This is a genomic window from Amycolatopsis antarctica, assembly GCF_002262875.1.
Taxonomy (GTDB): Bacteria; Actinomycetota; Actinomycetes; order Mycobacteriales; family Pseudonocardiaceae; genus Amycolatopsis; species Amycolatopsis antarctica.
Genome location: NZ_NKYE01000006.1, coordinates 337031 through 362536, shown reverse-complemented (window position 1 = coordinate 362536; position 25506 = coordinate 337031). Strand labels below are relative to the sequence as shown.

Genomic DNA, 25506 nt, shown 5'->3' with positions numbered 1-25506 from the left:
ACTATTCGCCGCCGCCGGGGACCTAGGAGGCCTCCCAACCGGCGACCCTACCCGGCCTGTCGTCTGGACCACGTCGGACGACACGACCACGACGGAGGACACGACCACGTCGGACGACACGACCACGACCGAGGACACGACCACGTCGGACGACACGACCACGACGGAGGACACGACCACGACGGACGACACGACCACGACGGACGACACGACCACGACCGAGGACACGACCACGTCGGACGACACGACCACGACCGAGGACACGACCACGACGGACGACACCACCGGTGAGACCAGCGCGACGACCACCGGCGAGTCCAGCACAGGTGTGCTCGGTACGACGGATTCCCGTGGCGGCAACGGTTTCGCGGGCACCGGCGGCTCTGGCAGGGAGGGCCCGTCGGGATTCCCCACCGGTCCGCGTGACCTGGCCTCCACCGGCGTCAGTCCGGGCCTCGCACCCCTCCTCGGTGCCGGCGGACTCCTGATTCTCGTCGGTGCGCTGCTCCTGTTCGCCGGCCGGGGACGCTCGCGTAACAACGGTGGATGGCTCCGCACGACCGTGCCGCGCCGTTTCGGCGGGCCGCGCGCGCGGGGTGACGTAGGCTGACCCCTGGGCGATGTCTCGTCGAAAGGACCGGTCGGCGTGCAGATCACGCGGGCGCAGCGCAACGCTGTCGCGGACAGGATCATCCAGCTCGAACGGTCGTTCTACGGCCGCGGACCGAGCAGCGTCAAGGTCTCGGTGAGCCAGGACGAACCGGTGAGCCTGGTCGTCCTCTCGATCGACAGCCTCACGGCCGCCGACAGCGTGCTCAGCGACCGTGGATACCGGGAGGCGGTCCTGCGGCACCACGAGGCACTGCACGAGGCGACCCGGGCGGACTTCATCGGCGCGGTGGAGGACGTGGTGGAGGCCCGGGTGCACGCCTACCTGGCCCAGGTGCACCCGACCACCGGGCACGCGGTGCGGGTGTTCATCTTCGCCGATCTCGGAGATTCGCTCGAACTGGACAATCTGCCCGCGGGCTGACCGCCGTCCGGCCGATTCCTTCACTCGTCGGTGTCCGATAGCATTCCGGGCGACGCGCTGTGGCGACGTCCGCCGGCTCGGCCGGCCCAACTGACAAATTCACATTGGTTCTTCGGGTTTTCGCGCAGTGCACCGGCGGCCGGCATGGCCGGTGTGGCGGCGTGGACTCCCGAACCGAGATGGCCCGTTCGTGGGGCCGGGCGGGGGTGTACCCGTGTCCGGTCACATCGCGGGCTCAAGCGGAGGAGCTTGTCTCGTGACGATCACCCCTGAACTGGGCGCCATGGCGCCCGGAATCCGCCCGCGGCCGGACGATGTCGACGGCACGCGGCTGCGACCGGAGGCCCTGCGGCGCATCGCGTCCTCCGTGGTCTCCCGGCCCGGACTCTGGACCGGGCACGTCCGGTTCGACCTCACCGAACGGTATTTCGTCCGCCTGCACCACGAGGACCTGTTCGAGGTGTGGCTGATCTGCTGGGAGCTCGGCCAGGACACCCTGCTGCACGATCACGGTGGCAGCGTCGGTGCCTTCGCCGTCGCCCGCGGTTCGCTGCTGGAGGACCACGCCGACCTGGACGGTTCGCGGTTGCGCACCCGCAGGCACCGGGCCGGGGATGCGGTGGCCTTCGGCCCGCGCTATCTGCACAATCTGGTCAACATCGACACCGAGGCCGCGGTCACCGTGCACGCCTACTCGCGGCCGTTGCGCGCCATGAACTTCTACTGCTGGCTTCCCGGCGGCCCGCACCATCTGCGGGAGATCCCGTGCGACTCGCCGGAGCCGGACACCGGGGAACTGGAGCTCCTCGCCGCGTCGGCAAGGGCGACGAGCCGATGACCGGCACCGAGCACACCGACCTCATCTCGCGCAGACTCGCCGAGGCGCGGGAGGGACTGCGCCGGTACCGCCCTGAGGAGGCCGCGGACGCGGTGGGAACGGGTGCGCTGCTGGTGGATCTCCGGCCGCTCGAGTACCGGCTGCGGTTCGGGGAGATCCCCGGTGCGGTCGCCGTCTCGCGGCACGTGCTGGAATGGCGGCTCGACGTGACCGGGCAGGCCAGACTCAAGGAACTCGGTCCCGGGCAGTCCGATCGCGAGATCATCCTGCTGTGCAACGAGGGGTACACCTCGAGCCTGGCCGCGCGTCAGGTGGCCGACCTGCTCGGGCTCACCGCGGTCGGGGACGTACTGGGCGGTTTCGCCGCGTGGAGCGCCGCCGGCCTGCCGGTGACACCGCGGCTGACCGCGTAGGCCCGGCGGGCAGTTCTCGGTCGAATACCGCGAACGGGCCGATTGCCGGACAGGGCCCACCCGGACGGCCGTCCGGGGCGGTATGGCCGGAGGACGACATCCCTACCAATTCTCCACACACTGCCGGTAGGGTTTGTCGGATCCTGCCGTCCAGTCCTCGGGGTCCGCACGTGGAATCGCACCGGCCGACCGGCCGTCCCAGCTCACGCCGCAACGCACTCCGGTGGCGGCACCGACGTCGTTCCACGGCCCGCCTGGCCGCCGTCTGCGCGGCCGTGCTGACCTGCTCGATGGGGGTGGGCAGCGCCGCGGCGGCCGAGTCGGTCCGGTCCTGGGTGACCACCGGCGACGGAAAGCTGCGCCTCGCCGAACAGTCCACCGTGCCGATCCAGGACGGCGCTCCCGGCACCGGCGGCACCACCGTCACCCTGCTGCCGGAGGAGAAGCATCAGACGATGCGCGGTTTCGGTGCCGCGCTCACCGAATCCTCCGCCTCGCTGATCGCGGCCTCGCCGCAGCGGGACGAGATCATGGCCGCGCTGTTCGACCCGGACGGGGGCATCGGGCTGACCAGCCTGCGCCAGCCGATGGGCGCCTCCGACTTCTCCCCGAAGTTCCGCAGCTACGACGACATGCCGCCGGGGCAGACCGACTGGCAACTCAAGTCCTTCGATCTCGGCAACGACCGGGTCGACGTACTGCCCCTGCTGCGGCAGGCGCGCGAGCTCAACCAGGACCTGGGCATCATGGCCTCGCCGTGGACGGCGCCGGGGTGGATGAAGGACAACGACAGCCTGCGCAGCGGCGCGTTGAAACCCGCGGCCTTCCACACCTACGCCCGGTACTTCGTGCGCTTCCTCGAGGAGTACGCCGCCGCCGGAGTCCCGGTCAACGCCGTCAGCCCGCAGAACGAGCCGGAGAACCCCGACCCGGGCGTGCCGACCATGTGGATGACCGCCTCGGCGCAGGCGGCGTTCGTCGCCAACGACCTCGGCCCCGCGCTGGAGGAATCCGGGTTCGGCGATGTGCAGATCCTCGGCTTCGACCACAACTGGGACCACCCCGAGTACCCCGAGCACCTACTCGCCGACCCGAAGGCGCGCGCCTACCTCGACGGCATCGCCTTCCACTGCTATCGGGGCACTGTGGCGCAACAGGGCGAGTTCGCCCGCGCCCACCCGGAGATGCCGGTGCACCTCACCGAGTGCACCGGAACCGCCGCACCCGAACAGGCGCGCTCGTTCGCCGACGGGCTGCTGTGGCAGGCAGGCAACCTGGTGGTCGAGGCCACCCGCCAGGGCGCGGCCTCGGTGCACCTGTGGAACCTGGCCCTGGACCCGGAGCACGGTCCCTCGCTCGGCCGGTGCTCCACCTGCACCGGCCTGGTGACCGTGGACAATGAGAAGGGCACCGTCGAACGCACCGCCAGCTTCTACGCGCTCGGGCACGCCAGCGACTTCGTCCGGCCAAGGGCCGTGCGAATCGGTTCGCGAGCGGCCGGGCCGGGAGCCGAGTCGTTGCGGTCCACCGCGTTTCGCAATCCCGAGGGGGATCTCGCGACGATCGTCGTCAACACCGGCGCCGAGCGAACCTTCGATCTGGCCGTCGGCGACCGGCACGTCGAGGTCACCATCCCGGCGGGCTCGGTGGCGACCTACGTCCTGCCCTGACCGTTTCGTCACCGAGGTTCGCTCCCGGGGCCGGCCCGCCGACGGCCATGATGTGCGTGCGAGGGCGTTCCGGCGGATAATCGGGTCCGGGCGGAAACGAGCGGTGTGTTCCGTTCTCCGGACCTGGAGGTGGTGGCGCCCTGAAATTCGTCGCACTGCACACGAGCCACGGGGACATCCGGCTCAGGTTGTTCGACGACCTGGTGCCGAAGACGGTCGCCAACTTCATCGGCCTCGCCGGGGGAACGAAGGCGTACACCCAGCCGAACGCCTCCGGCACGCTGTCCGGCCCGTTCTACGACGGATCGACGTTTCACCGCGTCATCGACGGTGCGTGGATCCAGGGCGGCGATCCGACGGGCACCGGTCGCGGTCATCCGGGTTACCGATTCGGTGACGAGTTCCACCCGGATCTGCGATTCGACGAGCCGTTTCGCCTGGCGATGGCCCACGCCGGGCCGGGCACCAACGGTTCGCAGTTCTTCATCACCATCGGCCGCGCCCGGCACCTGGACTTCACCTACCCCATTTTCGGTGCGGTCGAGGACGCGGATTCCCGGGTGGTCGTGGAATCAATCGCGCGGACGGCCACCGGCCGAGGGGATCGGCCGCTGACGCCGGTGGTGCTGAATTCCGTGGAGATACGGCAGGACTGACCGAGGCGGCCCGGCCTGGCCGTCGGCCTCCCCGTAGCCCGGTTCCGTCGACCGGCCGGTACGGCGCCCGCACCCATGAACCATTTCGGTCCTTGTGCGGGTGGTGTTGTTCCGGCGTTCCGCGCGACGAGAACGGCTGAGGTGAAACGGCGTACCACGGAAAACGGGTGAAGTGGACGCACGCCACTTCACCCGTCACCGTTGTACCGGATCGAATCCGTCAGCGGCCGTCGTAGGCGCTCACCACGTCCGAGGGGATACGTCCGCGTTCGGACACCTCGTATCCCTCGTCCCGGGCCCACGCCCGGATGGCCTGGTTGCGCTCCCGGTCGGACACGGTCGGTTTCGCCGCCGCGACGACCTTCGCCGCACTGGTGCGCCGCCTGCCGCCGAGCCGCCGTCCGTTGTCGATGAACTGGGCGAGGGCGTCCCGCAGTTCGGCGGCGTTGTCCTCGGAAAGGTCGATCTCGTAGGCCGCGCCGTCAAGTGCGAACGCCACCGTCTCGGCTGCTTGGGAACCGTCGAGATCGTCCTCGATCTCGACAACAACTTTCTGGGCCATTTGTTTGGATCCTTCTGTTCGTGCCTGATCCGGGCTATTCCGATTACCCTAACACCCGGATCGTGACTTTTGCCCGTACCGTTTCTTGGTGGCGGACCGGTGTCGTTACGCGAGAGGTCGGAAACCGGCTAATCCGGACGGGATGTGGGAAAGAACGTCACGCTAATGGGGTGAATTCAGCCGTGGAGAAGTGCCGCGGTGATCGTGCGGGTAAGCCAATCGACGTAGTCGCGGTGTGGCCATCCCGCCGTGAGTACGAGTTGTTCGTATCCCTCGGGAGATGAGAGAAAGGACAGCACGTCCGCGGTGCGGGCGCGGGCGTCCGGACCGCGGGGAACGAGGCCACGATTCTGCAGTACGGCTGTGGCGGCGGTGATGTCGGCCCGGCGCCTGCCGAGGAGTTCGGTCAGGCTCGCGCGGATCACCGGGTCGGTGTCGGCCGCACTGGTGAGCGTCCGCCACAACGTGCTCGCCCGGGCATTGGCCTCGGCGACGAAGGCGACACTGGCCGCGATGGCGTCCGCGTCCCGTTCCAGCGTGAGCAGTTCCGCCAGACCGGGCCGGGAGCTCAGCGGGGTGGTGCCCTCCTCTCCCGCGAAGGTCTGCTCGAACGAGGACAGCAGCAGGTCTCGCTTGGCACCGCACGATTTCACGGTCTCCACCGACACCCCGGCCCGCCCGGCGATCCCGGCCAGGGTGGTGGCGACGTAGCCGTCCGCGGCGAAGCGGTGCGCGGCGGCGTCGAGCACCCGGCGGCGGGTGTCGGCGGCCTGCTCGGAGCGCAGGCGCGAGGTGTAAGCGCGACGGGTGGCCTCGGGCGCCATATTGACCGTCCTAACAGGGTAGTGAATACTTTGGCGAGCAATTCAATTCTAGGACACCTCCGGGATGGGATACGTCATGGCCTCGATCCTGATCTGCGCCACCCCCGCACACGGCCACGTGGCTCCACTGCTCGCCGTGGCCACGGAACTGGTGCGGCGCGGTGATCGCGTGCGTTTCCTGACCGGACGGCGATTCGCGGACGCCGTGGCCGCCACCGGCGCGGGGTTCTGCCCGTTGCCCGACGAGGCGGACTTCGACGACCGGACGATCGACGCCGACCACCCCCGGCGCGCCGGGCTGACCGGGCCGGCGGTCTTCCGGCACGATTTCCGCGAGATCTTCCTCCGGCCCGCCCTGAGCCAGTACCGCCTCCTTCGCTCGCTGATCGAGGCCGAGCCGGTCACCGTGGTACTGGCCGAACCACTGTTCATCGGCGCGATCGCGCTGGTGCTGCGCGACCGGGCGGATCGGCCGGTGGTGATCGGCGCCGGGATCCTGCCGCTCGGCCTCACCAGCCGGGACACCGCCCCGTTCGGACTGGGCATTCCGCCGATGCGGGGAGTGCTGGGCAGGCTTCGCAACCGGGTCCTCACCGTGGTCGCGCAGCGAATCGTCTTCCGGGCACTGCACCGGGAATGTTCCCGGACCCTCGAACCGGTCACCGGCCGCGGGCTCCCGGTCTTCTTCATGGATTGGCAGGTTCTCGCCGACGGACTGGCGCAGTTCACCGTGCCGGGCTTCGAGTACCCGCGTTCCGATCTGCCGCCGACGGTGCGCTTCATCGGCCCGGTGGCACGGAGTCCGCGGCCGGACACGCCGTTGCCCGACTGGTGGGACGAGCTGTCCGGGCAGCGCCGGGTGATCCTGGTGACCCAGGGGACCGTCGCCAACGCGGACCCGGGCCAGCTCGCCGGGCCCGCCATGGCGGGTTTGGCGGGGGAGGACGCGCTGGTGGTGGTGACGACGGGGGGAGCCGATGTGCGGCGGCTGCCGCATCCGCTGCCGGACAACGTCCGCGTGGCCCCGTTCCTGCCCTTCGAACTGCTCCTCCCGCGGGTGGACGTCCTGGTGACGAACGGTGGGTACGGCGGCGTCCACTTCGCACTGCGGCACGGCGTGCCGATGGTGGTGGCCGGTGCGACCGAGGACAAGGCGGAGGTCTCCGCGCGCGTCGTGTGGTCCGGTGCCGGCGTGGGCCTGGGCACGAACACACCGGAGCCCGCCGCGGTGGCGCGCGCGGTCCGCACGGTTCTGCGCGACCCGGGCTACGCGCGGGCGGCGGAGCGCCTGGCGGCCGAGATCGCCGCCGCTCCCGGGGTCGCCGGGCTGGCCGAGATGATCGACGCCGCGAGCGCGGCGCGCCAGCGGGACCGAGCTGCGTCCACTGTGGATGGACGGTCATCGCCGCGGTGACCCCGCCGCCACGGGGGCACCGGCGACGATCAGGCGGGTGTGCCGATGGTGAGGCTGTCCAGGTACCGGGTACCCGCCTCGCTGATCGCGCTGTCGCGGTAGAGGCCGGTCTTGAGGTAGCTGCCCAGGCCCTCGTACAGCGTTCCCGCGCCTTCGGGTTTCGCGCCGGTGAGGGTCTGTGTTCCGTTGTGCCAGGCGTCCATGGCGGCCACGGCCGGGTCCGCCGAGAAGATGATCCGCACGGCGATGTCGACGGGCTCACCGGTGATCGCCGGCCCGATGTCGTGCGACCAGGCGCCGGAGTTGCCGTCGAGCGCGTAGACCCCGTGCCCGATCTTGATCTCGCAGGGCGGCGAACCCTCGCCGTCGTTCTTGAACTGCAGGACGATCTGCCAGTCGTCGGTGTCCACCGGGAACCCCTCTTCGAGGTAGTCGGTGAAGCGGACGACCAGCACGTCGCCCTCCCCGATACTCTGGGCGGCTTCCGGCTGGGACTCGTTGCGCTGCTGCCCGCCGTCCAGATGGAAACGCCCGCTCTGCCCCTGCCCGAGCGGGGACGCCACGACGGTGGGTCGTTCGACCTCGCCCTGCGGCTGGTCGTTCCAGGGGGTGTCCTCCCAGCCGTCCCAGCCGTTCGTGAAGTCGGTCGTCCAGACGACGTCCATCGGCGGTTCGCCCGGCGGCGCCTGACGCGGGGCGCGAGACGATGCCGCCCAGGCGTGTCCCCCCGCGGACAGCAGGGTGGGTACCACCGCCGCCGAGGCGAGCCCGACGCCGAGTGCCCGCCTGCGGGACATTCCGTGTGTTCGACCCATGCCGCACCCTCCGATGTCGTTCATGTGGGCAGGAGCGCACACTCTGGCAGCAGGCGGGTTGCTCGTCAACAGAATCGGTAGTCGTCGCGTGAATTCATCACAAGGCGAGGGACACGTGCGATTCCTTTCCGCGGAGGGGTTTCCGCCGGCCGGATCAGCCGTCGGTGTCGGCCAGGGCGACCGCTTCGGCGCGGACCCACTCGATGCTCTGTGCCACACGTGCCGCGTACTCCGGTGTTATGACCAGTTCCTCGTGACCGGCGCCTGCCACGACATCGTGCCGCGACCGGGATGAGAGCGCCGCCAGTTCGGCCTGCATCTCACCGTGTGCCGGATCGTCGCCCGCGATCTTTCCCGCGGTGACGACGGCGATCGGATGCTCGGTGCCGGTGAACTCGGCCGCGGCGCCCGCCCAGGACCGTTGCCACTGCGCGAATTCGTGTCGCGCGGTACGCCACATCGCCGGCTGCCGCCGGGTCGTGTGCGCGGCCGCGGCGAGCTCGGCGGGGAGGTCGGAGATCGCCCCGTCGTGCGCGGAGTTGCTGAGCGTGCCGGTCAGGGCACGCAGATGCGGGGTGAGCAGGCGCGGACCCAGGGCAGGTCATTGCGTTGCTGCGCCGAACGGGCGAGCTGGTCGGGATGGGAGGAGTCCACGAACACCAGACCCGCCGACGAATCCGGGTAGCGGCGCGCGAAGTCGCGGATGAGCAGCCCGCCCACGGAGTGGCCGACCAGAATGTACGGCGTGTGCATGCCCAGTGTGGTGAGCAGGTTGAGCAGCCGAGCGCTGAGGTCCTTCGCGCTCTGCGGGCCCGCCGGCGAACTCCATCCGGTACCGGGCCGGTCGTAGGCGACATACGGCACGTCCGGGCCGAGCCGGCCCGCGACCCACGCCCATTCCGGGGACGGGCACATCATCGCGTTCTCGAAGACCACGGTCGGACCTTCGCCCTGCCGCCGGGCGAGTACGTGCACGTCCTGTCCGCCAACACGGACCAGTTCGCCGGGCATCGCCGCGGCCGCCGCGGCGGTCCGCTTGGCGGACGCCCTGGCCGCGATCCTGGCCGCGATCGCGGCGGCGCCCGCGGTCGTGATCGTCGTGCGGCGCGCCGCACGCGAGCCGGTCAGTGCCTTGCACCGGCCTGGCCGCCCTGATCGAGGCCACGTCGATCGGCCTGGCAACGTGATTGATCGCCGGAGAGGTCGCGCAGAACGACCAGGAGAACCGGTTCAGACCCATGAAACGCGCGTTGCCGAGGTGGAATCCGGCGCCGGCGGCGAGAATCGCCCTGGAGATCGGCTTGGGTGCCACCAGCGCGAGGGGGAACGTGGCCGCACCGGCGATCGTCGACCACGCGACGGCCTTGGCCAGCCAGGGCCGGCTCTCGACCATGCGGAAGAACAGCGGATCGCCGTAGGTCGCCGTGCGGATGATCGCCGGGATGGCCGTACCGTCCCGCCACACCGGCGATATCGCTTTCGCTACTCCGGCGGTGAAGTACGACAGGCATGCCTGGGTGGCGACGAACCAGGCCACGGCCTCGCGCGCCTGGCGGTCGTGCCCGAAGGCCTTCTCCAGCGCGGAGGCGGCGTACTTGATGAAGGCGAAGTGGTCGGACCCGTCGAAGCCGTAGACCATGCGGTTCTGCAGGCCGTACGAGGTCGCCGCCATCGTCGAGGAGAGGACTCCGCGCTGGGCGCGGGTGGCCCCGGGTAGGACGAGGCCCGAGACCGGCCAGCGCGCGTGCCTGGATCAGTCCGGGAACGTTGGGGTATTCGAACATCTTCGCGGCCCTGCTGTCCGCGCGGCTGTCGCGGAGTCGGCCGGCGCGTGGTGCTCGCCGTGCGCGGCGGCGTTCCGCTGCGCACGGCCCGCGATGTAGGAGTCGTGTGTCAGAGACATGTTTCGACACTCTGACGGGGAATTTGGCAACGGAACTGTATGCACGACGGTGAACTGTTCACATCGTCAGAACCACAGAGAAACCATTGGGGCATCACGACATCTGATTGCGACGAGTCTTTCGACGATACGTCGTGCCCGTTGCGCCAAGCGAATCCCTGTCGTTCAGGGGGACGTCAGACGCTCGTTGGAGCCCTGTCCCCGGCCAGGCGGATGTCGGCGAGGAACAACGAGAAATTCGCCGTATCGCGCCGCCGTCGATGGGGTGCCCGACCGGAGCCTGGCCGATGCTCATGTGAGCGGGACATTCCGGGCGGCGTTGTCAGCGGCGACACGGCCCGGCGGCGTCCGTCCGAACGCGACGTCCACAGTGGATCCAGCGGCCGTGGTACCTCCGCACCGCCGCGATGTCCCGCGGATCATCGGCCCAGCACGGCCATGGCCGCGTTGTGCCCGGGAATGCCGCTGACGCCACCGCCGCGTACGGCCCCCGCTCCGCACAGCAGGATCCGTTCGTGCCCGGTCTCCACCCCCCATCTGCCGGTGAGGCCGGGGTCGTCGGCGAACGGCCAGGACAGGTCCCGGTGGAAGATGTGCCCGCCGGGCAGGCCCAGTTCGGTCTCCAGATCGAGCGGGGTCTTGGCCTCGACACACGCGGCACCGTCCGGCGCCGTCCACAGGCAGTCCTCGATGGGCTCGGCGAGGACACTGTTCAGTGAGGACATGGTGGCGTGCAGGGCTTCCCGTCTCGCACCCTCGTTGTCGCCGGCGAACAGGCGGGCGGGCATGTGCAGGCCGAACAGGGTCAGCGTATGGGCGCCCGCCGCGCTCTCCACCGGTCCGAGGATGGACGGGTCCGTGAGCGAGTGGCAGTAGATCTCGCAGGGCGGGAGCGCCGGGACGCGTCCGCTCGCGGCCTCCGCGTACGCGGTCGCGAGTTGTGCATAGGTCTCGTTGACGTGGAACGTCCCGCCGAAGGCCTCCCGCGGATCCATCTGCGGATCCCGCAGCCGGGGCAGGCGTGTCAGCACCATGTTCACCTTGAGCTGCGAGCCTTCCGGGGCATCGTCCGGTTCCTCGCCGAGCAGGTGGGCGAGGGTGCGCGGCGCGACGTTCGCGAGTACGTGCCCGGCGTGCCGTACGTGCTCGGCGTCGTTCTTGCGGTAGCGGACCTCACCGTCCGGTGTCACGGACAGCACCTCGGCCGCGGTGACGATGTCGGCGCCCGCCGCCCTGGCGGCCTCGGCCAGCGAACTCGTCACCGCGCCCATGCCGCCCACCGGCACGTCCCAGTCACCGGTCCCGTTGCCGATGACGTGGTAGAGCAGGCACCGATTCTGGGCTAAGCCGGGATCCTCCGCGGCGGCGAAGGTGCCGATCAGCGCGTCAGTGAGGACCACGCCGCGAACGGTGTCGTCACCGAAAAGTTCGGTGATCGTGTCGGCCAGCGGACGCTCGAACAAAGCGCCCCAGGCGGCATCGTCGTCGATCAGTGCCCGTAGGCCGGCACGCGAGGGCAGTGGTTCGGTCAGGGTGCCGGACGTGCGCTCGGCGACCCGCCCGGTCATCGCCTGGAAACGACGCCACCCGTCGAAGTCCCGTGTCCCACCGGTGACAGTGGCGAACGAGGCCGAGGTGCGGGCGTCGTCGCCGGTGTCGACGAGCAGGCCACGGTCCCCTGCCGGGGTGTAGGAGGACATGCGCCTGCGGCGGAGATCCACCCGGAGTCCGAGGTCGGCGATGATCGACCGGGGTAGCAGGCTGACCAGGTACGAGTACCGGGACAGCCGGACGTCCACGCCGGGGAAGGCCCGGAACGACACCGCCGCGCCGCCGACCTCTGCCCGTCGTTCGAGCACCAGCACGGACCGGCCCGCCCTGGCGAGATACGCCGCCGCGACGAGCCCGTTGTGCCCGCCGCCGACGACGACGGCATCGTACGATTCCATACCCGGCCTCCGGCTCCCGCGTGCTGTGTCCGGCAACCATCGTGGCGGCGACCTCGACCGGGGACAAGATCCCTCCGGCGGTAGCGGCCAGAAGAAGCGGGCCCGTCCGTCCGCACGATGCGCCCGCTCGTCGCCTCGCCGGCTCCACCGCGTTCGCCGCTGTCGCGATCGGCGTGAACCTGGCGGCCACCAGCGTCGGCAAGGCGTACCGGTCGGACCTCACGGGTGGGTTCACCACCGGCAAGGGGCACTCGGTGGACGCCATGGTCGCCCAGTGCGCGGCCACTGTCGCCTGACCGGGGTTTCGGCGTGACAAGCCGGGGAGAGGACGAACTCGTCCGCTCCCGGCGCACGACGTTCGCAGTCCTCGTCCCGATCCCGCGTGAAGGAATGCCGGTAGCCGTGTCCGGAGAGTCGATCGAGCACCGCGGGGACGCGGTGGACCGGGTTGTCCGCCGGGTCGAGGCGCTGACGTCGGTGGGAGCGCTGACCGGTGCGCTGGAACAGATCGGCCGCGTCCAGGACGCTGTCCGACGAGGACGTGTTCGGCCGGTCGGTCACGAGGCTGGAGCATCCGAGGCTGATGCGTGGTCTCGGCGCCCAGTTCGCTTCGACGGTTGTCGAGTACCTCAACGTGATCGCGCTGGTCCGGACACGGGTGCTGGCCGCCGCCGGTCTGCTGCTCCCCGGCGGAAGCCGGGCCCAGCGCGGCGTTCTCGCCGGCACGATGTGCGGAACTTCGTTCGGCCTGCAGGCCCGGATGAACTACGGGTTCGACGGGTCGGACCACTTCGCGTTCGTCAACTACGCCGCCTCGGCGCTGGAGAGGCTGTTCGATCGCGACTCACGTGCTCGCGAGGCCTCGGTCGCGTTCATCGCGAGCCAGGCCTGCCTCTCCTACGTCACGGCCGGCGTTCGTGGTTCTCCGGCAGGGCGACGGGAATGGGCCGTCGGTCGTCTTCGACAGTGCGATGGTTTGCCGGTGTCCGAGTGGAGCTGGGTTCTGCACGGTCTCGGGCGGGACGTCCCCTGCCTGGCCTACGACCGGCCGGGCAACGGCTGGAGCCCGGCGGTGGTGCGCGGGCAGGACGCCGAGGTCGTGGCCACGCGGTTGCGTGACCTCATCAACACGCTCGGCCTGCCCTCCCCGGTGGTGCTCGTCGGGCACTCGGTGGGCGGGCTGCTGATCCGCTCCTTCGCCCGCCGCTACCCGGAACTCGTGCCGGGCCCGGTCTTCGTCGACTCCTCCCGTCCGGACCAGATGATCCGCTCGGGCCCGCAGCGTGACGGCCTTCCGTGGATCCGGCAGAACCTCAACCGCAAGCTCGGCCAGGTCCTGCGCGGCCGGGCCGCGCCCGACGCCGAGTCCGGCGACATCGGCCACCTGCCCGACGAGGCGAGGCGGCCATGGTGGAACGGATGACCGCCGCCGCGCCCTGGCTCGCCGCGCGCCGCGAGCTGACGTCCTGGATGCGCTCGTGGACGCCGGACGCCAGGGAGCTGACCGCGATCGGCCACCCGGTCTGCTGCAGGAGCAGCTGTGCGAACTCTCGCCCGTGCATCGCAGACAGGTCGTGGACGGCGCCACCCACGACGGACCGGTGATGCGCCGGGAGCACGCCGCGGAGGTGGACGGAATCGAGTGGGTACGGGCACACAGCGCCGAACCGGCCCCCACCACGGGAATCTGAGATCCGGAGGAGCCGAGCCGATGTCCAGCACCTCCCAGCGAACCGCCCGCGCCGGCCTTGTCGGTTTCTACGTCTCGTGGTTCGGGTTGACCGTCCTCAAGCAGTTCCCCGGCCGCAGGATCGACCGATTCCTCGGCAAGATCGACCCCACCTGCACGGCACTGCCGGTGTCGACGTTCTTCGCGCCGCGCCCCGGAAACACCGACATCCACATCCTGTTCCACGACCTCTGCTGATTCGGAAGGCGGTCTCGGTCAGGGCTGTGCGCGACGGCGTCCCCGGGACCGCAGCCGTACGCCCGGCAGCGGGGGAGCGCTCAGCCCGGCGTCCTGCGCTGGCACCGTGCCGAACCTCGTTCCGCCGGACTCCCAGTCCTCCCGTGCGGTGGCGATCCCTCCGTGATCGCGGGCGAGGAAGTTCCACCACATGACGAACCGTTCCTCGAACGGGACGCCACCGATCAGCAGTGCCCGGTTGCCGTCCGCGGTGTGCACGGTGAGGGTTTCCCGCTCCGGCGGGAGATAGAGCATCGAACCGGTGGGAATCTCGTGTCCCTCGGCCGTCACCGGCTTGTCCAGGGCGAGTACGGCGTGCTCGAAATCCCGCCGCAGCGGCAGCCGGAGTCGCGTTCCGGCGGCGAGGTCCAGTTCGGCGCCGACAAGTTCGGTCGCCGTCCGTGCGGGTGAGACCACACCGTCGAGGGCGCCGAGCAGCACCGTGACGGTCGCGCCGGGCCGGGTGAACGAGGGCAGGGTGCCGTGGTGCTCGAAGCACGGAGGTCCGTCGCGCTCGGCTTCGGGCTGCACGATCCAGAGTTGCGCGCCGTGCAGTCCACTCGCCTGTGCGCCGGTCGAGTACTCCGAGTGGGAGATGCCGTGGCCCGCGGTCATCAGGTTCAGTTCCCCCGGGCGCACCCGGCAGGTCGTGCCCAGGCTGTCGCGGTGCAGGATCTCCCCGCCGAGCAGCCAGCTCACGGTATGCAGGCCGGTGTGCGGATGCGGCGGCACCCGCATTCCGGGAGACGCTCCGGCGCCGAGTGGCCCGTAGGTGTCGGCGAAGCACCAGGCGCCGACCAGGTGCCGGTCCCGCCCGGGCAGGCTGCGACGTACCGGCATCGCCCGCGGCCCGCCCAGCGGGACCTCCCGGTGCTCGAGCAGTTCGCATGGGGCCGGTGCGCCGTACTCGGTGTCGCTCACCCGCCGACGGTAGCGCCCGTCGAGCGTGCGGTCCCGCACCGCGTCGCGGGCGCGCCACTGCCCGCGGGGGATCAGGGCACGATCGAGTCGACGTAGCCGCCGTCCACCCGTACCGCGGCGCCGGTGGTGGCCGAGGCCTGCTCCGAGCTGAGGTAGACGATCATGTTCGCGATCTCCGCGGGTTCGATCAGCCGGTGCAGCAGCGACTGCGGGCGGTGCAGGCGCATGAACTCGCGCTGGGCCTCGTCCCACGGGAGTTCGTCGCCGACGAGTTCGCGGACGAAGTTCTCCACGCCACCGGTGTGTGTCGGGCCCGCGATCACCGAGTTGACCGTGACGCCGGTGCCCGCCGCTTCTTTCGCGAATCCGCGCGAGACGGCCAGCAGCGCGGTCTTGGACATGCCGTAGTGGATCATCTCGGCCGGGATCACGATCGCGGAGTCGCTGGCGACGTTCTGGATCCGGCCCCAGCCCCGATCGGTCATTCCGGGCAGGTATGCGCGGATGAGGCGCACCGCGGCCAGGACGTTCACCTCGAAGTAGCGGCGCCACTCGTCGTCGGTGATCTCCAGGGCCGGTTCGGCGCCGAAGATGCCGAGGTTGTTCACCAGGATGTCGGTGCGGGGCAGTAGGTCGCCCATCCGGGCCGCCCCCTCCTCGGTGGTGAGGTCGGCGGCCACGGCGAGGACCTCGGCTCCGGGCACCCGCTCGGTGAGCGCGGCGGCGGCCGCCTCGGTGGTGGTGTCACCGCGCCCGTTGACGGTCACCCTCGCGCCGGAGCGGGCGAGGCCCTCGGCGATGGCGAAGCCGATTCCCTGTGTGGAGCCGGTGACGAGCGCGGTCCTGCCGGTGAGATCGAGGTGCATGCTGGCCTTCCTGACGGTGCGGACATGCGTTCCGGGTACCGCCACACTGCCACAGCTGACCGGCCGCGCATCTCGTCCGTACCCTCCACAAAGGACAATCGGTCGCAGAGATGCCGGAGCGGTTGTGTCCACAATGGATCCCGCGGCGCGGTACCGCCGGGCCGCCGGGGGTTCGCGTGTTCCAACTGGGCTGGCGTCCATCGATGCTCAAATGAGCGACTTCGGGAACCTGAGAGGTCGCCGGGACGCGACATGCTTGACGTTTTGTGTATTGTCGTGGCGACGCCGCTCTCCCGGTGACCCCCAGGCCGGTCGAGAGCGGCGTCGCTATGTGCGCCCTCGGAAGCGGCGGGAGCCGCCGGTGGCGTTTGCCGGTCGAGGTCGCCCCCGGGAGGTTCGCCGCGGGCAATCGATTTCCCGCGGGCCGGCCGACGCCGAGCCACGGAAACCCCCAGAGAACTCCGCGGTTCGCGCCAGCCGGCTCCACTGTTCGGTGGGAAACTCAGGTGATGCGTCCCGCATTCGGACATTTTCCTGAGTTGTCCCGTTGGCTGGAGAATCTATACTGGCCTCTGGCGACATGCAACTGATGAAAGTTCATCGGTCTCGCCTGCTGATTCATGTGGGTGGAAGCGGAGGTAGTGATGGGGACGGGTTCGGGCGAGGATCTCGCCGGTCGGCTGAACCATCTGTTCACCGCGGTACGGCGGCCGGACGGCCGGGAGTACAGCAACGAGCAGGTGGCGCAGGCGGCGGCCGAGCAGGGGGTGACGATCTCGCAGAGCTACATCTGGCAGCTCCGCAAGGGCCGCAAGAGCAATCCGACGCTGAAGCACCTCCAGGCGCTGGGGGAGTTCTTCGGCGTCCCGCCCGCGTACTTCTTCGACGACGGTGTCGCGGGCCGGATCGACGAGCAGATCGAACGGCTCGCCGGCGAACGGGCCAGGGCGCGGGAGGCCGAGGCGGGCAGCGAGGCCAGGCTGATGGCGATGCGGGCCGGTGAGCTGTCGCCGGACCGCCGCAAGCAGGTGATGGACCTGCTCGATGTGGTCTACCGGCTCGAGCGTGCCGAGCGTCACGAGAACGAGTGACGGCGCGTGCTTAGAATGTGACCGGTGAAGGAGTCACGGAAGGAACGAGAGCTGCGGCGGCGCTGCAGGCGTGAACTCCAGGCGCTGGACATCGAGCCGCCGCTGCGTGTGGACGTGCTCTGCGGCCGCCTCGGTGAACGACGTGGCCGCCCGATCCGCCTGGTGCCGTACCCGCTGCCGGTGCCCGGCCCGTTCGGGTTGTGGATCGCCACCGACACCACGGACTACGTGCTGTACCAGCAGGAGACCAGCAAGACCCATCAGGACCACATCATCCTGCACGAGGTCGGCCACATCCTCGCCGACCACCAGAGCGACGGCGCCGACGACGACATCGCGCCGCTGCTCACCCCCGACATCATGCGCAACGCCGTGCGCCGGGCTCTGCGCCGCACCAGCTACGACGACGAACGGGAACGCGAGGCCGAACTCGTCGCGACCATCATCCTGGAGTGGGCCTCGGTGCTCGACCGGGTCGCTCCCCGGGTCGCCCGGGACGCGCACGTGCAGCGGGTCCAGACGGCGCTGGGCGATCGCCAGGGGTGGCAGTGAGCGCACTCAACGGCGGGTTCGGGCTGCTGCTCCTGCTGGCCGTCGGCTGGAAGCTGTACCAGCTCGGCAAGGCGCCGCACGACCGCCCGCTGCGGGCCGTCGTGCTCTGCCTGGTGTCGGCGGCGGTGGCGTACCCGTTCGGCCTGCAGGCGGTGGCCGAGGCCGTGGACGGCGCGGTCGGCGCGGGTACGGCGAAGCTGGTGCAGAACGTCTTCCTGCTGGTCACCGTGTACTGGATCATGTGCTTCTACCTGTTCTCCGCGGCCGACGCGGGCGGTGGCCGCAGGCGTGCCCGCTGGGAGCTGGTGCCGCTGGTCGCGACCGCGGTGCTGATGACGGTGGCCACCGTGCTCACCCCGGAGGGCCTGCGCGGCACGTCCTACGCCGATGCCGACATGACCGTGCCCGGGCTGGCGATCTTCTATCTCGGCGGCGGTGTCTACCTCGCCTACGTTCTCTGCGTCGCGCTCGTCTGGACCTGGCGCTACGCCCGGGTCTCCGAGCCGCCTCTGTCGACCGGGCTGTGGATCGTGGCGGCCGGGCTGGCGGGGATGGTGGTCGGTTCCGGCATCCGTGCCGTCCTGGTGGTGGTGCGTGCGACGGGCGCCGCGACGATCCCCGGGCTGGTGTCGGCGCTGTCGCTGCTGCTGGCCCTGTCCATCCCGCTGTTCGTGATCGGCCTGACCTACCCGGGCCTGACCACCCGCTTCGCCGCGGTGCGCGTGTGGTCGCACCACCGCCGGATGTACCACCGACTCGGTCCATTGTGGACTGTGCTGCACGACGCCTTCCCGCAGGACGCGCTGAATCGCGTGCCCGCGGGCGGGTGGCGTGACGCCGTCCGCCTGCGCGGCGTCACCCGTCTCTACTACCGGCGGGTGATCGAGTGCCGGGACGGGCTGGTGCGGGTGAGTCCCTATCTCGCCGCCGGGCACGAGGGCGCCGACCTGGCCGACTCGCCCGCGCTGGCCGACGCGCTGACCGCCGCGCTGCGGTCGAGCCGGGCCAGCGAACCGGTGGCGACCAAGGCCGTGTTCGTGGCGACTCCGGAGGGGGAGGGGCTGGACGCTGACGTGCGGCAGCTCGTCGCGCTCTCCGACGCGCTGCGGGCCAGGGTCGCGTGACCGGCGCGGCCGACACGAGAAAGGGGAGTGGGCTCGCGTGGAGCTGGTGATCTCGGCGGGAAGCGTACTGACGGCCCCGGGCGCCGAACGGATTCCCGGCGGTGCGGTGCACGTCCGGGACGGTGTGGTGGCCGCCGTGGGTACGCGGGACGAGGTGGACGCCGCGGTCGAGGCGAGTGTGCCGCGTGCGGACTACCCGGACGCCACCATCCTGCCCGGGCTCATCGACGCCCACGTGCACCTCGCCTTCGACGCGGGCACCGAGGTGGCGGCCACCGTGCGCGAGTCCGATGACGCGTGCCTGATGCTCGGCATGACGGGGCGGGCGCGCGCACTCCTGGACACCGGGGTGACGACCGTCCGCGACCTCGGCGACCGCGGCGGGCTCGCCGCACGGCTGCGTGACGCGATCGCCTCCGGCGGTGTTCCCGGCCCCCGGATCCTGGCCGCGGGCGCGCCGATCACGATCACCGGCGGGCACTGCTGGTTCCTCGGCGGTGAGGTCGACGGCAGCGAGGAATCAATCCGGGACATGGTGCGGCGCAACGTGGCCGCGGGTGCCGACCTGGTGAAGGTGATGGCCACCGGCGGCGGTCTCACCCCCGGTGGTCCCGCCGCCTGGGAGTCGCAGTTCGACGGTGCCGCGCTGCGGATCGTCACCGAGGAAGCACGGCGGGCGGGGCTGCGCACCGCGGCCCACGCGCACGGCGCGGAGGGGATCGCCGCCGCGGTCGCCGCGGGCGTGGACACGATCGAGCACTGCACCTGGATGACCGAGGGCGGGTTCGAGGTACGCGAGGACGTCGTGGCCGAGATCGTCGCGAACGGCGTGTTCGTGTGCCCGGGGGCGAGCCCCGGCTGGCGGGCGCTGCCCGCGGTCTTCGGCGAGGAACGCGCCGCGCAGATGTTCGGCCGCGTCCGCTGGATGGCCGATCAGGGCGTCCGGCTGATCGCCGGCACCGACGCCGGTGTGCCGCGCGCGGTCTTCGACGACTTCCCCGGCAGCCTGGAGTTCTTCGAGCACCTCGGGCTGCCGCCGGCGCGGGTGCTCACGATGGCGACCACGGACGCGGCGGCGGCGCTCGGCCTCGCCGGGGAGACGGGAACGGTGGCGCCGGGATACCGGGCCGACCTGCTCGTCGCGGACGGCGACCCGGAGGCGGACCTGGCGGCTCTGCGGGCCCTGCGCCTCGTCCTGGCGGGGGGCAGGCCGCACGTTCCGGCGGGCGCCGCCGTTCCCGCCCGCCCGGGGCACTGAGCCGGACGCTTTCCGGACCGGGCGGGCGGCCGGCCACTCGGGCAGACTGGAGCCGTTCCGATCGCCGCCGTGGCCGACCGCCGGGCGGGCCGCGCAGATGGAGGAAGCACCCATGATCCTGATCGTCGTCAAGTTCACCGTCCGTCCCGAGCGGACCGACGAGTGGCTGACGCTCGTCGACGAGTTCACCACGGCCACCCGTGGGGAACCGGGCAACGTGTTCTTCGAGTGGTCCAAGAGCGTGGAGAATCCGAACGAGTTCGTCCTCGTCGAGGCGTTCGAGTCTCCCGAGGCGGGGGAGCGGCACGTGAAGTCCGAGCACTTCACCACTGCGATGAGCTGGATGCCGGACGTCATCGCCGAGACACCGAAGATCGTCAACGTGGAGACGCCGGGAACGGGCTGGGGCGAGATGGCCGAGCTGGCGGTGCGCGCGGACTGACCGCCGGTCCCGGCTCGGGCGGGCGACGGCGGGCCGGGCGGCCGGTGCCGCTCAGCCCTCGGTGAGTTCGGCCTCGGCCCGGTGGATGGCGGCGAACTCCTCCTCCGGCGCCGAGGCGACCAGCCGATGCCTGCTGTAGAACCAGAAGTACGCCAGCCCGGCGACGAAGATGCACGCCATGATCATGGCCGCGACGATGTCGACGAGGAAGGTGGCGACCACCGCGGCCACGGCGAGCACCAGTGCGATGCCGGTGGTGACGACCCCGCCCGGCGTGCGGTACGGCCGCTCCAGCCCCGGCTCGCGCACCCGTAGCACGATGTGCGAGAGGTTCAGCAGGACGTACGAGACGGTGGCACCGAAGACCGCGATGTCGATCAGCAGCGCGCCGTCCCTGGTGATGGTCGCGAGCAGGAAGCCGATCGTGCCCGGGACGATGAGTGCCAGGTACGGCGTCTTCCGCTTGCCGGTGCGCGACATCCACTTGGGTAGGTAACCGGCGCGGGACAGCGCGAAGAGCTGACGCGAATAGGCGTAGATGATCGAGAAGAAGCTGGCGACCAGCCCGGCGAGACCGACGTAGTTGACGATCTGGGCGAGCAGGTTGTCCCCGCCGTAGGCGGCCCGTACCGCTTCGGGCAGTGGATTGTCGGATCCGGCGATCGCCTGCGCTCCCGCGCCGCCCGGGGCGAGAACCAGGATGAGGGCGGCGAACACGACGAGCACGGCGATCGCCGCGATGATCCCGCGGGGCATGTCCCTTCGCGGGTCGCGCGCTTCCTCCGCGGCCAGTGGCACGCCCTCGACGGCGAGGAAGAACCAGATGCCGTACACCAGTGCCGCCACCGCGCCCGCGATGCCGAAGGGCAGGAACGAACTGGCCCCCGCGGCGTCGGTCGGGGCGATGTCGAAGAGCTTGTCGACGGAGAACTTGGGGATCATCCCCACGACGAACGCGATCAGTGCCACCACGGCCACGGCGGTGATCGCGAACATGGCCCGCAGCGCCTCGCCGACGCCGCGCAGGTGGATGCCGATGAAGATCAGGTAGCAGCCCAGGTAGACCGGCCAGCTGTTGGTGAGCCCGAACAACCCGAGCGTCTCGACGTACGCGCCGATGAAGACCGAGATCGCCGCGGGCGCTATGGAGTACTCGATCAGGATGGCGAAACCGGTGGCGAATCCGCCCAGTGGTCCGAGGGCGCGGCGGGCGAATCCGTAGCCCGCCCCGGCGACCGGCAGTGCCGAGGACATCTCGGCCAGGCCGAACACCATGCAGCCGTACATCACGGCCATCAGCACGGTGGCGATCAGCAGTCCGCCCCAGCCGCCCTTCTCCAGGCCGAAGTTCCAGCCCGCGAAATCGCCGGAGATCACGTACGAGACGCCGAGCCCGGCCAGCAGCAGCCATCCGGCCGCGCCGCGGCGGAGCTGCCGCTTCGCGAGGTAGTCGTCCCCGACCTCGGTGTACTCCACGCCGCGTTCGGCCTTGCGCTCAGCCACAGGTACTCCAATGGGTGCGCCAACAGTCCTTTGGGGCCCACCGAGAGTCGGCTGTCACCAGGTCTTTGTCAAGGTCCGTATGGGCGTTGTTCCGTGGTCGGGTAGCGAGGAAATCCGCCGGGAGATCGCGGATCGGGCGGGCTGGTGTGCGGTTGACAGCTATCGCGGCGGATCGGTACAACTCAGTCAATGGGTCATATTTGATCCTTTTACCGGGTCGAGGCGTGCGGTGGTGTCCGGCGTCGCGGGAAGGGACTGCCACCGATGGCAACCAGGAGAGGCATGCTCACCCTCGACGGACTGCGCGAGCTCGTCGCCGCAGGGGAGGTGGACACCGTCCTGGTGGCCATCACCGACATGCAGGGCAGGCTCCAGGGCAAACGCTGCGCGGCCGAGTACTTCCTGAACGAGGTCGTCCCGCACGCCACCGAGGCCTGCAATTACCTGCTGGCCGTCGACGTGGAGATGAACACCGTCGGTGGCTACGAGGTGTCCTCCTGGGACCGCGGCTACGGCGACTTCGTGCTACGCCCGGACTTCGCGACGCTGCGCCGGATCCCGTGGCAGGAGGGCACCGCGCTGGTGCTCGCCGACGTCGAGTGGGTCGGCGGTGGTGAGGTGCCGGTGTCGCCGCGGCAGATCCTGCGCCGTCAGCTCGACCGGCTCGCCGCGCACGGTCTCACCGCGTTCGCCGGGACCGAGCTCGAGTTCATCGTCTTCGACGACACCTACGAGCAGGCCTGGAATCGCGGTTACCGTGGGCTGACCCCGGCGAACCAGTACAACGTGGACTATTCGATGCTCGGGACCGCGCGACTGGAACCTTTGCTGCGCCGCATCCGCAACGAGATGACCGGCGCCGGCATGTACGTCGAGTCCGCGAAGGGCGAGTGCAATCCCGGGCAGCAGGAGATCGCGTTCCGCTACGCCGATGCGATGACCACCTGCGACAACCACAGCGTCTACAAGTCCGGCGCCAAGGAGATCGCCGCGCAGGAGGGCAGGAGCCTCACCTTCATGGCGAAGTACGACGAACGCGAGGGCAACTCCTGTCACATCCACCTGAGCGTGCGCTCGGTCGGCGGCGAGGCGGTACTGGCGGGCGACGGGCCCGGTGGCTTCTCCCCGTTGATGGAGCATTTCCTCGCCGGGCAGCTCGCCTGCCTGCGCGAGTTCACCTACTTCCTGGCCCCGAACGTCAACTCGTACAAGCGTTTCGTCCCGGGCAGCTTCGCCCCGACCGCCGCGGCGTGGGGGATCGACAACCGCACCTGCGCCCTGCGCGTCGTCGGCCACGGCGAGTCGTTGCGGATGGAGAACCGGGTACCCGGCGGCGATGTCAATCCGTACCTGGCGGTGGCCGCGCTCATCGCCTCCGGTCTGCACGGCATCGAGCACGAGCTGACGCTGGAGCCCGAGTTCACCGGGAACGCCTACACCTCCGGCAAGCCCACCGTGCCGACGACACTGCACGAGGCCGCGGCGCTGCTGAAGGGCAGCGAGCGGGCCAGGGAGGCGTTCGGCGAGGACGTGGTGAAGCACTACCTCAACGCGGCCAGGGTCGAGCTCGCCGCGTTCGGCGCCGCGGTCACCGACTGGGAGCGGGTACGTGGCTTCGAACGTCTCTGATCCGGCCCCGCGGCCGCGGATCGGACTGACCACCTACCTGGAATCCACCCGCTTCGGCGTCTGGCAGACCGAGGCCGCCGTGCTGCACCGGCCCTACCTCGACGCCGTCGTCCGCGCGGGCGGGGTGCCGGTGCTGCTGCCGCCGATCGGCACCGGGCACGCGGAACTGCTGTCCACTGTGGACGCTCTGGTCCTGGTCGGCGGCGCGGACGTGGAACCGGCCAGGTACGGGGCCGCCCCGCACCCGCGCACGGTGACCCGCCCGGACCGGGACGAGTTCGAGTTCGCGCTGCTCGGCCTGGCGCTGGCCCGCGGAGTTCCGGTGCTGGGCGTCTGCCGCGGGATGGAGGTGCTCAACGTGGCGCTGGGCGGAACTCTCGTGCAGCACCTGCCGGATCTGGTCGGAACGGCGCACCAGCCGGAGGTCGCCGTGTACGGCAGCGGCACCGTCACCCTCGCCGAGGGCAGCCTGGCCGCGGCCGTCCTCGGCCCGGAAACGGCCTGCCGGTGCTACCACCACCAGGCCGTCGATCGGCTCGGCACCGGCCTGCGGGCGTCCGGCTGGGCCGCGGACGGCACCGTCGAGGCCGTGGAACTGGGGGGCGAGACGTTCGTGCTCGGGGTGCAGTGGCATCCCGAGCAGGAACCGGAGGACGTGCGGCTGTTCGCCGCACTCGTCGACGCGAGCAGGGGTGTACGGACATGAGCACAACGATCGAGGTCATCAACCCGGCGACGGAGGAGGTGGTACGCACCGTCGCGCTCGCTTCCGCGAACGAGACCGACGCCGCGATCGCCCGCGCCCAGGCGGCCCTGCCCGCCTGGCGCGCGGTGGCCCCCGCCGACCGGGCCAGGCTGCTGCGGCGGTTCGCCGCGGCGGTGGACGCCGACGTGGAGAACCTGGCACGCCTCGAGGTCGCCAACTCCGGGCACACGATCGGCAACGCGCGCTGGGAAGCGGGCAACGTCCGGGACCTGCTCGACTACTACTCGGCCGGGCCGGAACGGCTCACCGGCAAGCAGATCCCGGTGGCGGGCGGGGTGAACATCACCTTCGCCGAACCACTCGGCGTCGTCGGCGTGATCGTGCCGTGGAACTTCCCGATGCCGATCGCCGCGTGGGCGTTCGCACCCGCCCTCGCCGCGGGGAACACCGTCGTGCTCAAGCCCGCCGAGCTGACCCCGCTCACCGCCTTGCGGCTGGCCGAGCTGGCCGGCGAGGCGGGCCTGCCGGACGGCGTGTTCCAGGTGATCGCCGGCAAGGGATCCGTTGTGGGGCAACGTTTCGTCACGCACCCGGCCGTCCGCAAGGTGGTGTTCACCGGCTCCACCGAAGTAGGCAAGCAGATCATGGCGGGCTGCGCCGACCAGGTGAAGCGGCTGACCCTGGAACTGGGCGGCAAGAACGCGAACATCGTCTTCGCCGACGCCGACCTGGAACGAGCCGCCGCGGCCGCGCCCTACGGGGTGTTCGACAACGCCGGTCAGGACTGCTGCGCCCGCTCACGCATCCTGGTCCAGGCCGAGGTCTACGACCGCTTCATGGAACTGTTCGAACCGGCCGTGCGCGGCGTGGTCGTCGGCGATCCGGCGGCCGAGTCCACCGAGATGGGCCCGCTGATCTCGGCCGCGCACCGGGAACGGGTCACCGGCCTGCTCGGCGACAGCCCGGTCGCCTTTCGCGGCCACGCCCCGGATGGCCCCGGATTCTGGTTCCCGCCCACGGTCGTCACCCCGGCCTCCCGTTCGGACGTGCTGCTCACCGACGAGGTGTTCGGCCCGGTCGTCGCGGTCGTGCGGTTCCACGACGAGGCCGAGGCGGTGGCGATGGCCAACGACACCGAGTATGGCCTCTCCGGTTCGATCTGGACCCGCGACGTGGGCAGGGCGCTGCGCGTGTCCCGTGGCGTGGAGGCCGGGAACCTCTCGGTCAACTCGCATTCCTCCGTGCGGTACTCCACGCCGTTCGGCGGCTTCAAGCAGTCCGGCCTCGGCCGGGAACTCGGCCCGGACGCGCTCGACGCGTTCACCGAGACCAAGAACGTCTTCATCGGCACCGAAGCCTGACCGGGCGACG

29 protein-coding genes are annotated in these 25506 nt (G+C 70.5%); 20 read left to right on the top strand and 9 right to left on the bottom strand.

The genetic code is table 11. The annotated features are described in order from the left end of the window. The 6 genes from CFN78_RS29130 to CFN78_RS12805 all read left to right on the top strand — a co-directional run. On the top strand, window positions 1–610 hold a 610-nt coding region (locus CFN78_RS29130), incomplete at its 5' end, for a hypothetical protein (RefSeq protein WP_420807879.1). A gap of 36 nt (window positions 611–646) precedes the next feature. Next, complete coding sequence (locus tag CFN78_RS12825) at window positions 647–1033, top strand: Na-translocating system protein MpsC family protein (protein WP_165777539.1); 387 nt, start codon at window positions 647–649, stop codon at window positions 1031–1033. 256 nt (window positions 1034–1289) lie between these two features. Continuing rightward, window positions 1290–1871 carry a cysteine dioxygenase gene (locus CFN78_RS12820; RefSeq protein WP_094862948.1) on the top strand — a complete coding sequence of 194 codons (582 nt, stop codon included), beginning with the start codon at window positions 1290–1292 and terminating at the stop codon, window positions 1869–1871. Further along, window positions 1868–2284 (top strand): rhodanese-like domain-containing protein, encoded by a 417-nt coding sequence (locus CFN78_RS12815; RefSeq protein ID WP_094862947.1) that lies wholly within the window; start codon window positions 1868–1870, stop codon window positions 2282–2284. The genes CFN78_RS12820 and CFN78_RS12815 overlap by 4 nt, the downstream gene beginning before the upstream one ends. A gap of 170 nt (window positions 2285–2454) precedes the next feature. Further along, entirely contained in the window at window positions 2455–3954 is a 1500-nt protein-coding gene (locus CFN78_RS12810) for a glycoside hydrolase family 30 protein (protein WP_094862946.1), read from the top strand. A 140-nt stretch (window positions 3955–4094) separates the two neighbouring features. Continuing rightward, the gene (locus CFN78_RS12805; RefSeq protein WP_205660505.1) at window positions 4095–4610 is read left to right on the top strand and encodes a peptidylprolyl isomerase; all 516 of its coding nucleotides are present in this window, start codon (window positions 4095–4097) and stop codon (window positions 4608–4610) included. 220 nt (window positions 4611–4830) lie between these two features. On the opposite strand, the gene CFN78_RS12800 is transcribed toward CFN78_RS12805, so the two are convergent. Together CFN78_RS12800 and CFN78_RS12795 are read right to left on the bottom strand one after the other, a co-directional pair. After that, window positions 4831–5172 (bottom strand): histone-like nucleoid-structuring protein Lsr2, encoded by a 342-nt coding sequence (locus tag CFN78_RS12800; RefSeq protein ID WP_094862944.1) that lies wholly within the window; start codon window positions 5170–5172, stop codon window positions 4831–4833. 176 nt (window positions 5173–5348) lie between these two features. Beyond that, on the bottom strand, window positions 5349–5996 hold the full coding sequence (locus CFN78_RS12795; RefSeq protein WP_094862943.1) for a TetR/AcrR family transcriptional regulator: 648 nt from the start codon (window positions 5994–5996) through the stop codon (window positions 5349–5351). A gap of 76 nt (window positions 5997–6072) precedes the next feature. Here CFN78_RS12795 and CFN78_RS12790 point away from each other — a divergent pair, with 76 nt between their 5' ends. Beyond that, on the top strand, window positions 6073–7410 hold the full coding sequence (locus CFN78_RS12790; RefSeq protein WP_094863005.1) for a glycosyltransferase: 1338 nt from the start codon (window positions 6073–6075) through the stop codon (window positions 7408–7410). A 29-nt stretch (window positions 7411–7439) separates the two neighbouring features. Here the strand turns inward: CFN78_RS12790 and CFN78_RS12785 are convergent, their stop codons facing one another. The 3 genes from CFN78_RS12785 to CFN78_RS12775 all read right to left on the bottom strand — a co-directional run bounded on the left by CFN78_RS12785 (window position 7440) and on the right by CFN78_RS12775 (window position 9407). Further along, a complete protein-coding gene (locus CFN78_RS12785; RefSeq protein WP_165777538.1) occupies window positions 7440–8225 on the bottom strand; it encodes a heparin lyase I family protein in 786 nt (261 codons plus the stop codon). Window positions 8226–8379: 154 nt separating this feature from the next. Continuing rightward, entirely contained in the window at window positions 8380–8685 is a 306-nt protein-coding gene (locus CFN78_RS12780; RefSeq protein ID WP_094862941.1) for a hypothetical protein, read from the bottom strand. 95 nt (window positions 8686–8780) lie between these two features. After that, the gene (locus tag CFN78_RS12775) at window positions 8781–9407 is read right to left on the bottom strand and encodes an alpha/beta fold hydrolase (protein ID WP_133116337.1); all 627 of its coding nucleotides are present in this window, start codon (window positions 9405–9407) and stop codon (window positions 8781–8783) included. Between the two features lie 260 nt (window positions 9408–9667). On the opposite strand from CFN78_RS12775, the gene CFN78_RS12765 reads away from it, so the two are divergent. Beyond that, entirely contained in the window at window positions 9668–9859 is a 192-nt protein-coding gene (locus tag CFN78_RS12765) for a hypothetical protein (protein WP_133116336.1), read from the top strand. Window positions 9860–10547: 688 nt separating this feature from the next. Here the strand turns inward: CFN78_RS12765 and CFN78_RS12755 are convergent. Continuing rightward, complete coding sequence (locus CFN78_RS12755; protein ID WP_094862936.1) at window positions 10548–12077, bottom strand: phytoene desaturase family protein; 1530 nt, start codon at window positions 12075–12077, stop codon at window positions 10548–10550. Between the two features lie 41 nt (window positions 12078–12118). Here CFN78_RS12755 and CFN78_RS12750 point away from each other — a divergent pair, with 41 nt between their 5' ends. From CFN78_RS12750 to CFN78_RS12735, 4 genes are all read left to right on the top strand, one after another. Further along, window positions 12119–12373 (top strand): hypothetical protein, encoded by a 255-nt coding sequence (locus tag CFN78_RS12750; protein ID WP_133116335.1) that lies wholly within the window; start codon window positions 12119–12121, stop codon window positions 12371–12373. A gap of 197 nt (window positions 12374–12570) precedes the next feature. Then, a complete protein-coding gene (locus CFN78_RS12745) occupies window positions 12571–13500 on the top strand; it encodes an alpha/beta fold hydrolase (protein WP_094862934.1) in 930 nt (309 codons plus the stop codon). Between the two features lie 55 nt (window positions 13501–13555). Next, window positions 13556–13768, top strand: a complete 213-nt coding sequence (locus CFN78_RS12740; protein WP_094862933.1) for a hypothetical protein — start codon at window positions 13556–13558, stop codon at window positions 13766–13768. Between the two features lie 20 nt (window positions 13769–13788). Beyond that, on the top strand, window positions 13789–14004 hold the full coding sequence (locus CFN78_RS12735; RefSeq protein ID WP_094862932.1) for a hypothetical protein: 216 nt from the start codon (window positions 13789–13791) through the stop codon (window positions 14002–14004). 18 nt (window positions 14005–14022) lie between these two features. Here the strand turns inward: CFN78_RS12735 and CFN78_RS12730 are convergent, their stop codons facing one another. Continuing rightward, window positions 14023–14964, bottom strand: a complete 942-nt coding sequence (locus CFN78_RS12730; RefSeq protein ID WP_240519422.1) for a pirin family protein — start codon at window positions 14962–14964, stop codon at window positions 14023–14025. Between the two features lie 71 nt (window positions 14965–15035). Next, window positions 15036–15830: an SDR family NAD(P)-dependent oxidoreductase gene (locus CFN78_RS12725; RefSeq protein WP_094862931.1), complete on the bottom strand. Its 795-nt coding sequence runs from the start codon at window positions 15828–15830 to the stop codon at window positions 15036–15038. Window positions 15831–16474: 644 nt separating this feature from the next. Here CFN78_RS12725 and CFN78_RS12720 point away from each other — a divergent pair. From CFN78_RS12720 to CFN78_RS12700, 5 genes are all read left to right on the top strand, one after another. Continuing rightward, on the top strand, window positions 16475–16921 hold the full coding sequence (locus CFN78_RS12720) for a helix-turn-helix domain-containing protein (protein WP_094862930.1): 447 nt from the start codon (window positions 16475–16477) through the stop codon (window positions 16919–16921). A gap of 24 nt (window positions 16922–16945) precedes the next feature. Continuing rightward, window positions 16946–17473: a hypothetical protein gene (locus CFN78_RS12715; protein ID WP_094862929.1), complete on the top strand. Its 528-nt coding sequence runs from the start codon at window positions 16946–16948 to the stop codon at window positions 17471–17473. After that, window positions 17470–18597 (top strand): MAB_1171c family putative transporter, encoded by a 1128-nt coding sequence (locus CFN78_RS12710; RefSeq protein ID WP_094862928.1) that lies wholly within the window; start codon window positions 17470–17472, stop codon window positions 18595–18597. The genes CFN78_RS12715 and CFN78_RS12710 overlap by 4 nt, the downstream gene beginning before the upstream one ends. Before the next feature lie 37 nt (window positions 18598–18634). Beyond that, entirely contained in the window at window positions 18635–19855 is a 1221-nt protein-coding gene (locus CFN78_RS12705; protein WP_094862927.1) for an amidohydrolase family protein, read from the top strand. Between the two features lie 112 nt (window positions 19856–19967). Then, the gene (locus tag CFN78_RS12700; RefSeq protein WP_094862926.1) at window positions 19968–20297 is read left to right on the top strand and encodes a putative quinol monooxygenase; all 330 of its coding nucleotides are present in this window, start codon (window positions 19968–19970) and stop codon (window positions 20295–20297) included. A gap of 51 nt (window positions 20298–20348) precedes the next feature. On the opposite strand, the gene eat is transcribed toward CFN78_RS12700, so the two are convergent. After that, window positions 20349–21800: an ethanolamine permease gene (gene eat, locus CFN78_RS12695; protein WP_165777537.1), complete on the bottom strand. Its 1452-nt coding sequence runs from the start codon at window positions 21798–21800 to the stop codon at window positions 20349–20351. 264 nt (window positions 21801–22064) lie between these two features. On the opposite strand from eat, the gene CFN78_RS12690 reads away from it, so the two are divergent. From CFN78_RS12690 to CFN78_RS12680, 3 genes are read left to right on the top strand one after another with little or no spacing between them, the layout of a single operon-like run. Further along, complete coding sequence (locus CFN78_RS12690; RefSeq protein ID WP_205660503.1) at window positions 22065–23429, top strand: glutamine synthetase family protein; 1365 nt, start codon at window positions 22065–22067, stop codon at window positions 23427–23429. Next, complete coding sequence (locus CFN78_RS12685) at window positions 23410–24135, top strand: gamma-glutamyl-gamma-aminobutyrate hydrolase family protein (RefSeq protein WP_094862924.1); 726 nt, start codon at window positions 23410–23412, stop codon at window positions 24133–24135. The genes CFN78_RS12690 and CFN78_RS12685 overlap by 20 nt, the downstream gene beginning before the upstream one ends. Further along, on the top strand, window positions 24132–25496 hold the full coding sequence (locus tag CFN78_RS12680) for an aldehyde dehydrogenase family protein (protein WP_094862923.1): 1365 nt from the start codon (window positions 24132–24134) through the stop codon (window positions 25494–25496). Before CFN78_RS12685 ends, CFN78_RS12680 begins: the two co-directional genes overlap by 4 nt. Window positions 25497–25506 lie beyond the last annotated feature (10 nt).

Excerpts from the sequence above, each read along its gene's own strand:
- CFN78_RS12815 (WP_094862947.1), top strand. The coding sequence starts at position 1,868 with ATGACCGGCACCGAGCACACCGACCTCATCTCGCGCAGACTCGCCGAG.
- CFN78_RS12800 (WP_094862944.1), bottom strand. The coding sequence starts at position 5,172 with ATGGCCCAGAAAGTTGTTGTCGAGATCGAGGACGATCTCGACGGTTCC.
- CFN78_RS12795 (WP_094862943.1), bottom strand. The coding sequence starts at position 5,996 with ATGGCGCCCGAGGCCACCCGTCGCGCTTACACCTCGCGCCTGCGCTCC.
- CFN78_RS12790 (WP_094863005.1), top strand. The coding sequence starts at position 6,073 with ATGGCCTCGATCCTGATCTGCGCCACCCCCGCACACGGCCACGTGGCT.
- CFN78_RS12785 (WP_165777538.1), bottom strand. The coding sequence starts at position 8,225 with ATGGGTCGAACACACGGAATGTCCCGCAGGCGGGCACTCGGCGTCGGG.
- CFN78_RS12780 (WP_094862941.1), bottom strand. The coding sequence starts at position 8,685 with ATGTGGCGTACCGCGCGACACGAATTCGCGCAGTGGCAACGGTCCTGG.
- CFN78_RS12765 (WP_133116336.1), top strand. The coding sequence starts at position 9,668 with ATGGCCGTACCGTCCCGCCACACCGGCGATATCGCTTTCGCTACTCCG.
- CFN78_RS12755 (WP_094862936.1), bottom strand. The coding sequence starts at position 12,077 with ATGGAATCGTACGATGCCGTCGTCGTCGGCGGCGGGCACAACGGGCTC.
- CFN78_RS12735 (WP_094862932.1), top strand. The coding sequence starts at position 13,789 with ATGTCCAGCACCTCCCAGCGAACCGCCCGCGCCGGCCTTGTCGGTTTC.
- CFN78_RS12725 (WP_094862931.1), bottom strand. The coding sequence starts at position 15,830 with ATGCACCTCGATCTCACCGGCAGGACCGCGCTCGTCACCGGCTCCACA.
- CFN78_RS12720 (WP_094862930.1), top strand. The coding sequence starts at position 16,475 with ATGGGGACGGGTTCGGGCGAGGATCTCGCCGGTCGGCTGAACCATCTG.
- CFN78_RS12700 (WP_094862926.1), top strand. The coding sequence starts at position 19,968 with ATGATCCTGATCGTCGTCAAGTTCACCGTCCGTCCCGAGCGGACCGAC.
- CFN78_RS12690 (WP_205660503.1), top strand. The coding sequence starts at position 22,065 with ATGGCAACCAGGAGAGGCATGCTCACCCTCGACGGACTGCGCGAGCTC.
- CFN78_RS12680 (WP_094862923.1), top strand. The coding sequence starts at position 24,132 with ATGAGCACAACGATCGAGGTCATCAACCCGGCGACGGAGGAGGTGGTA.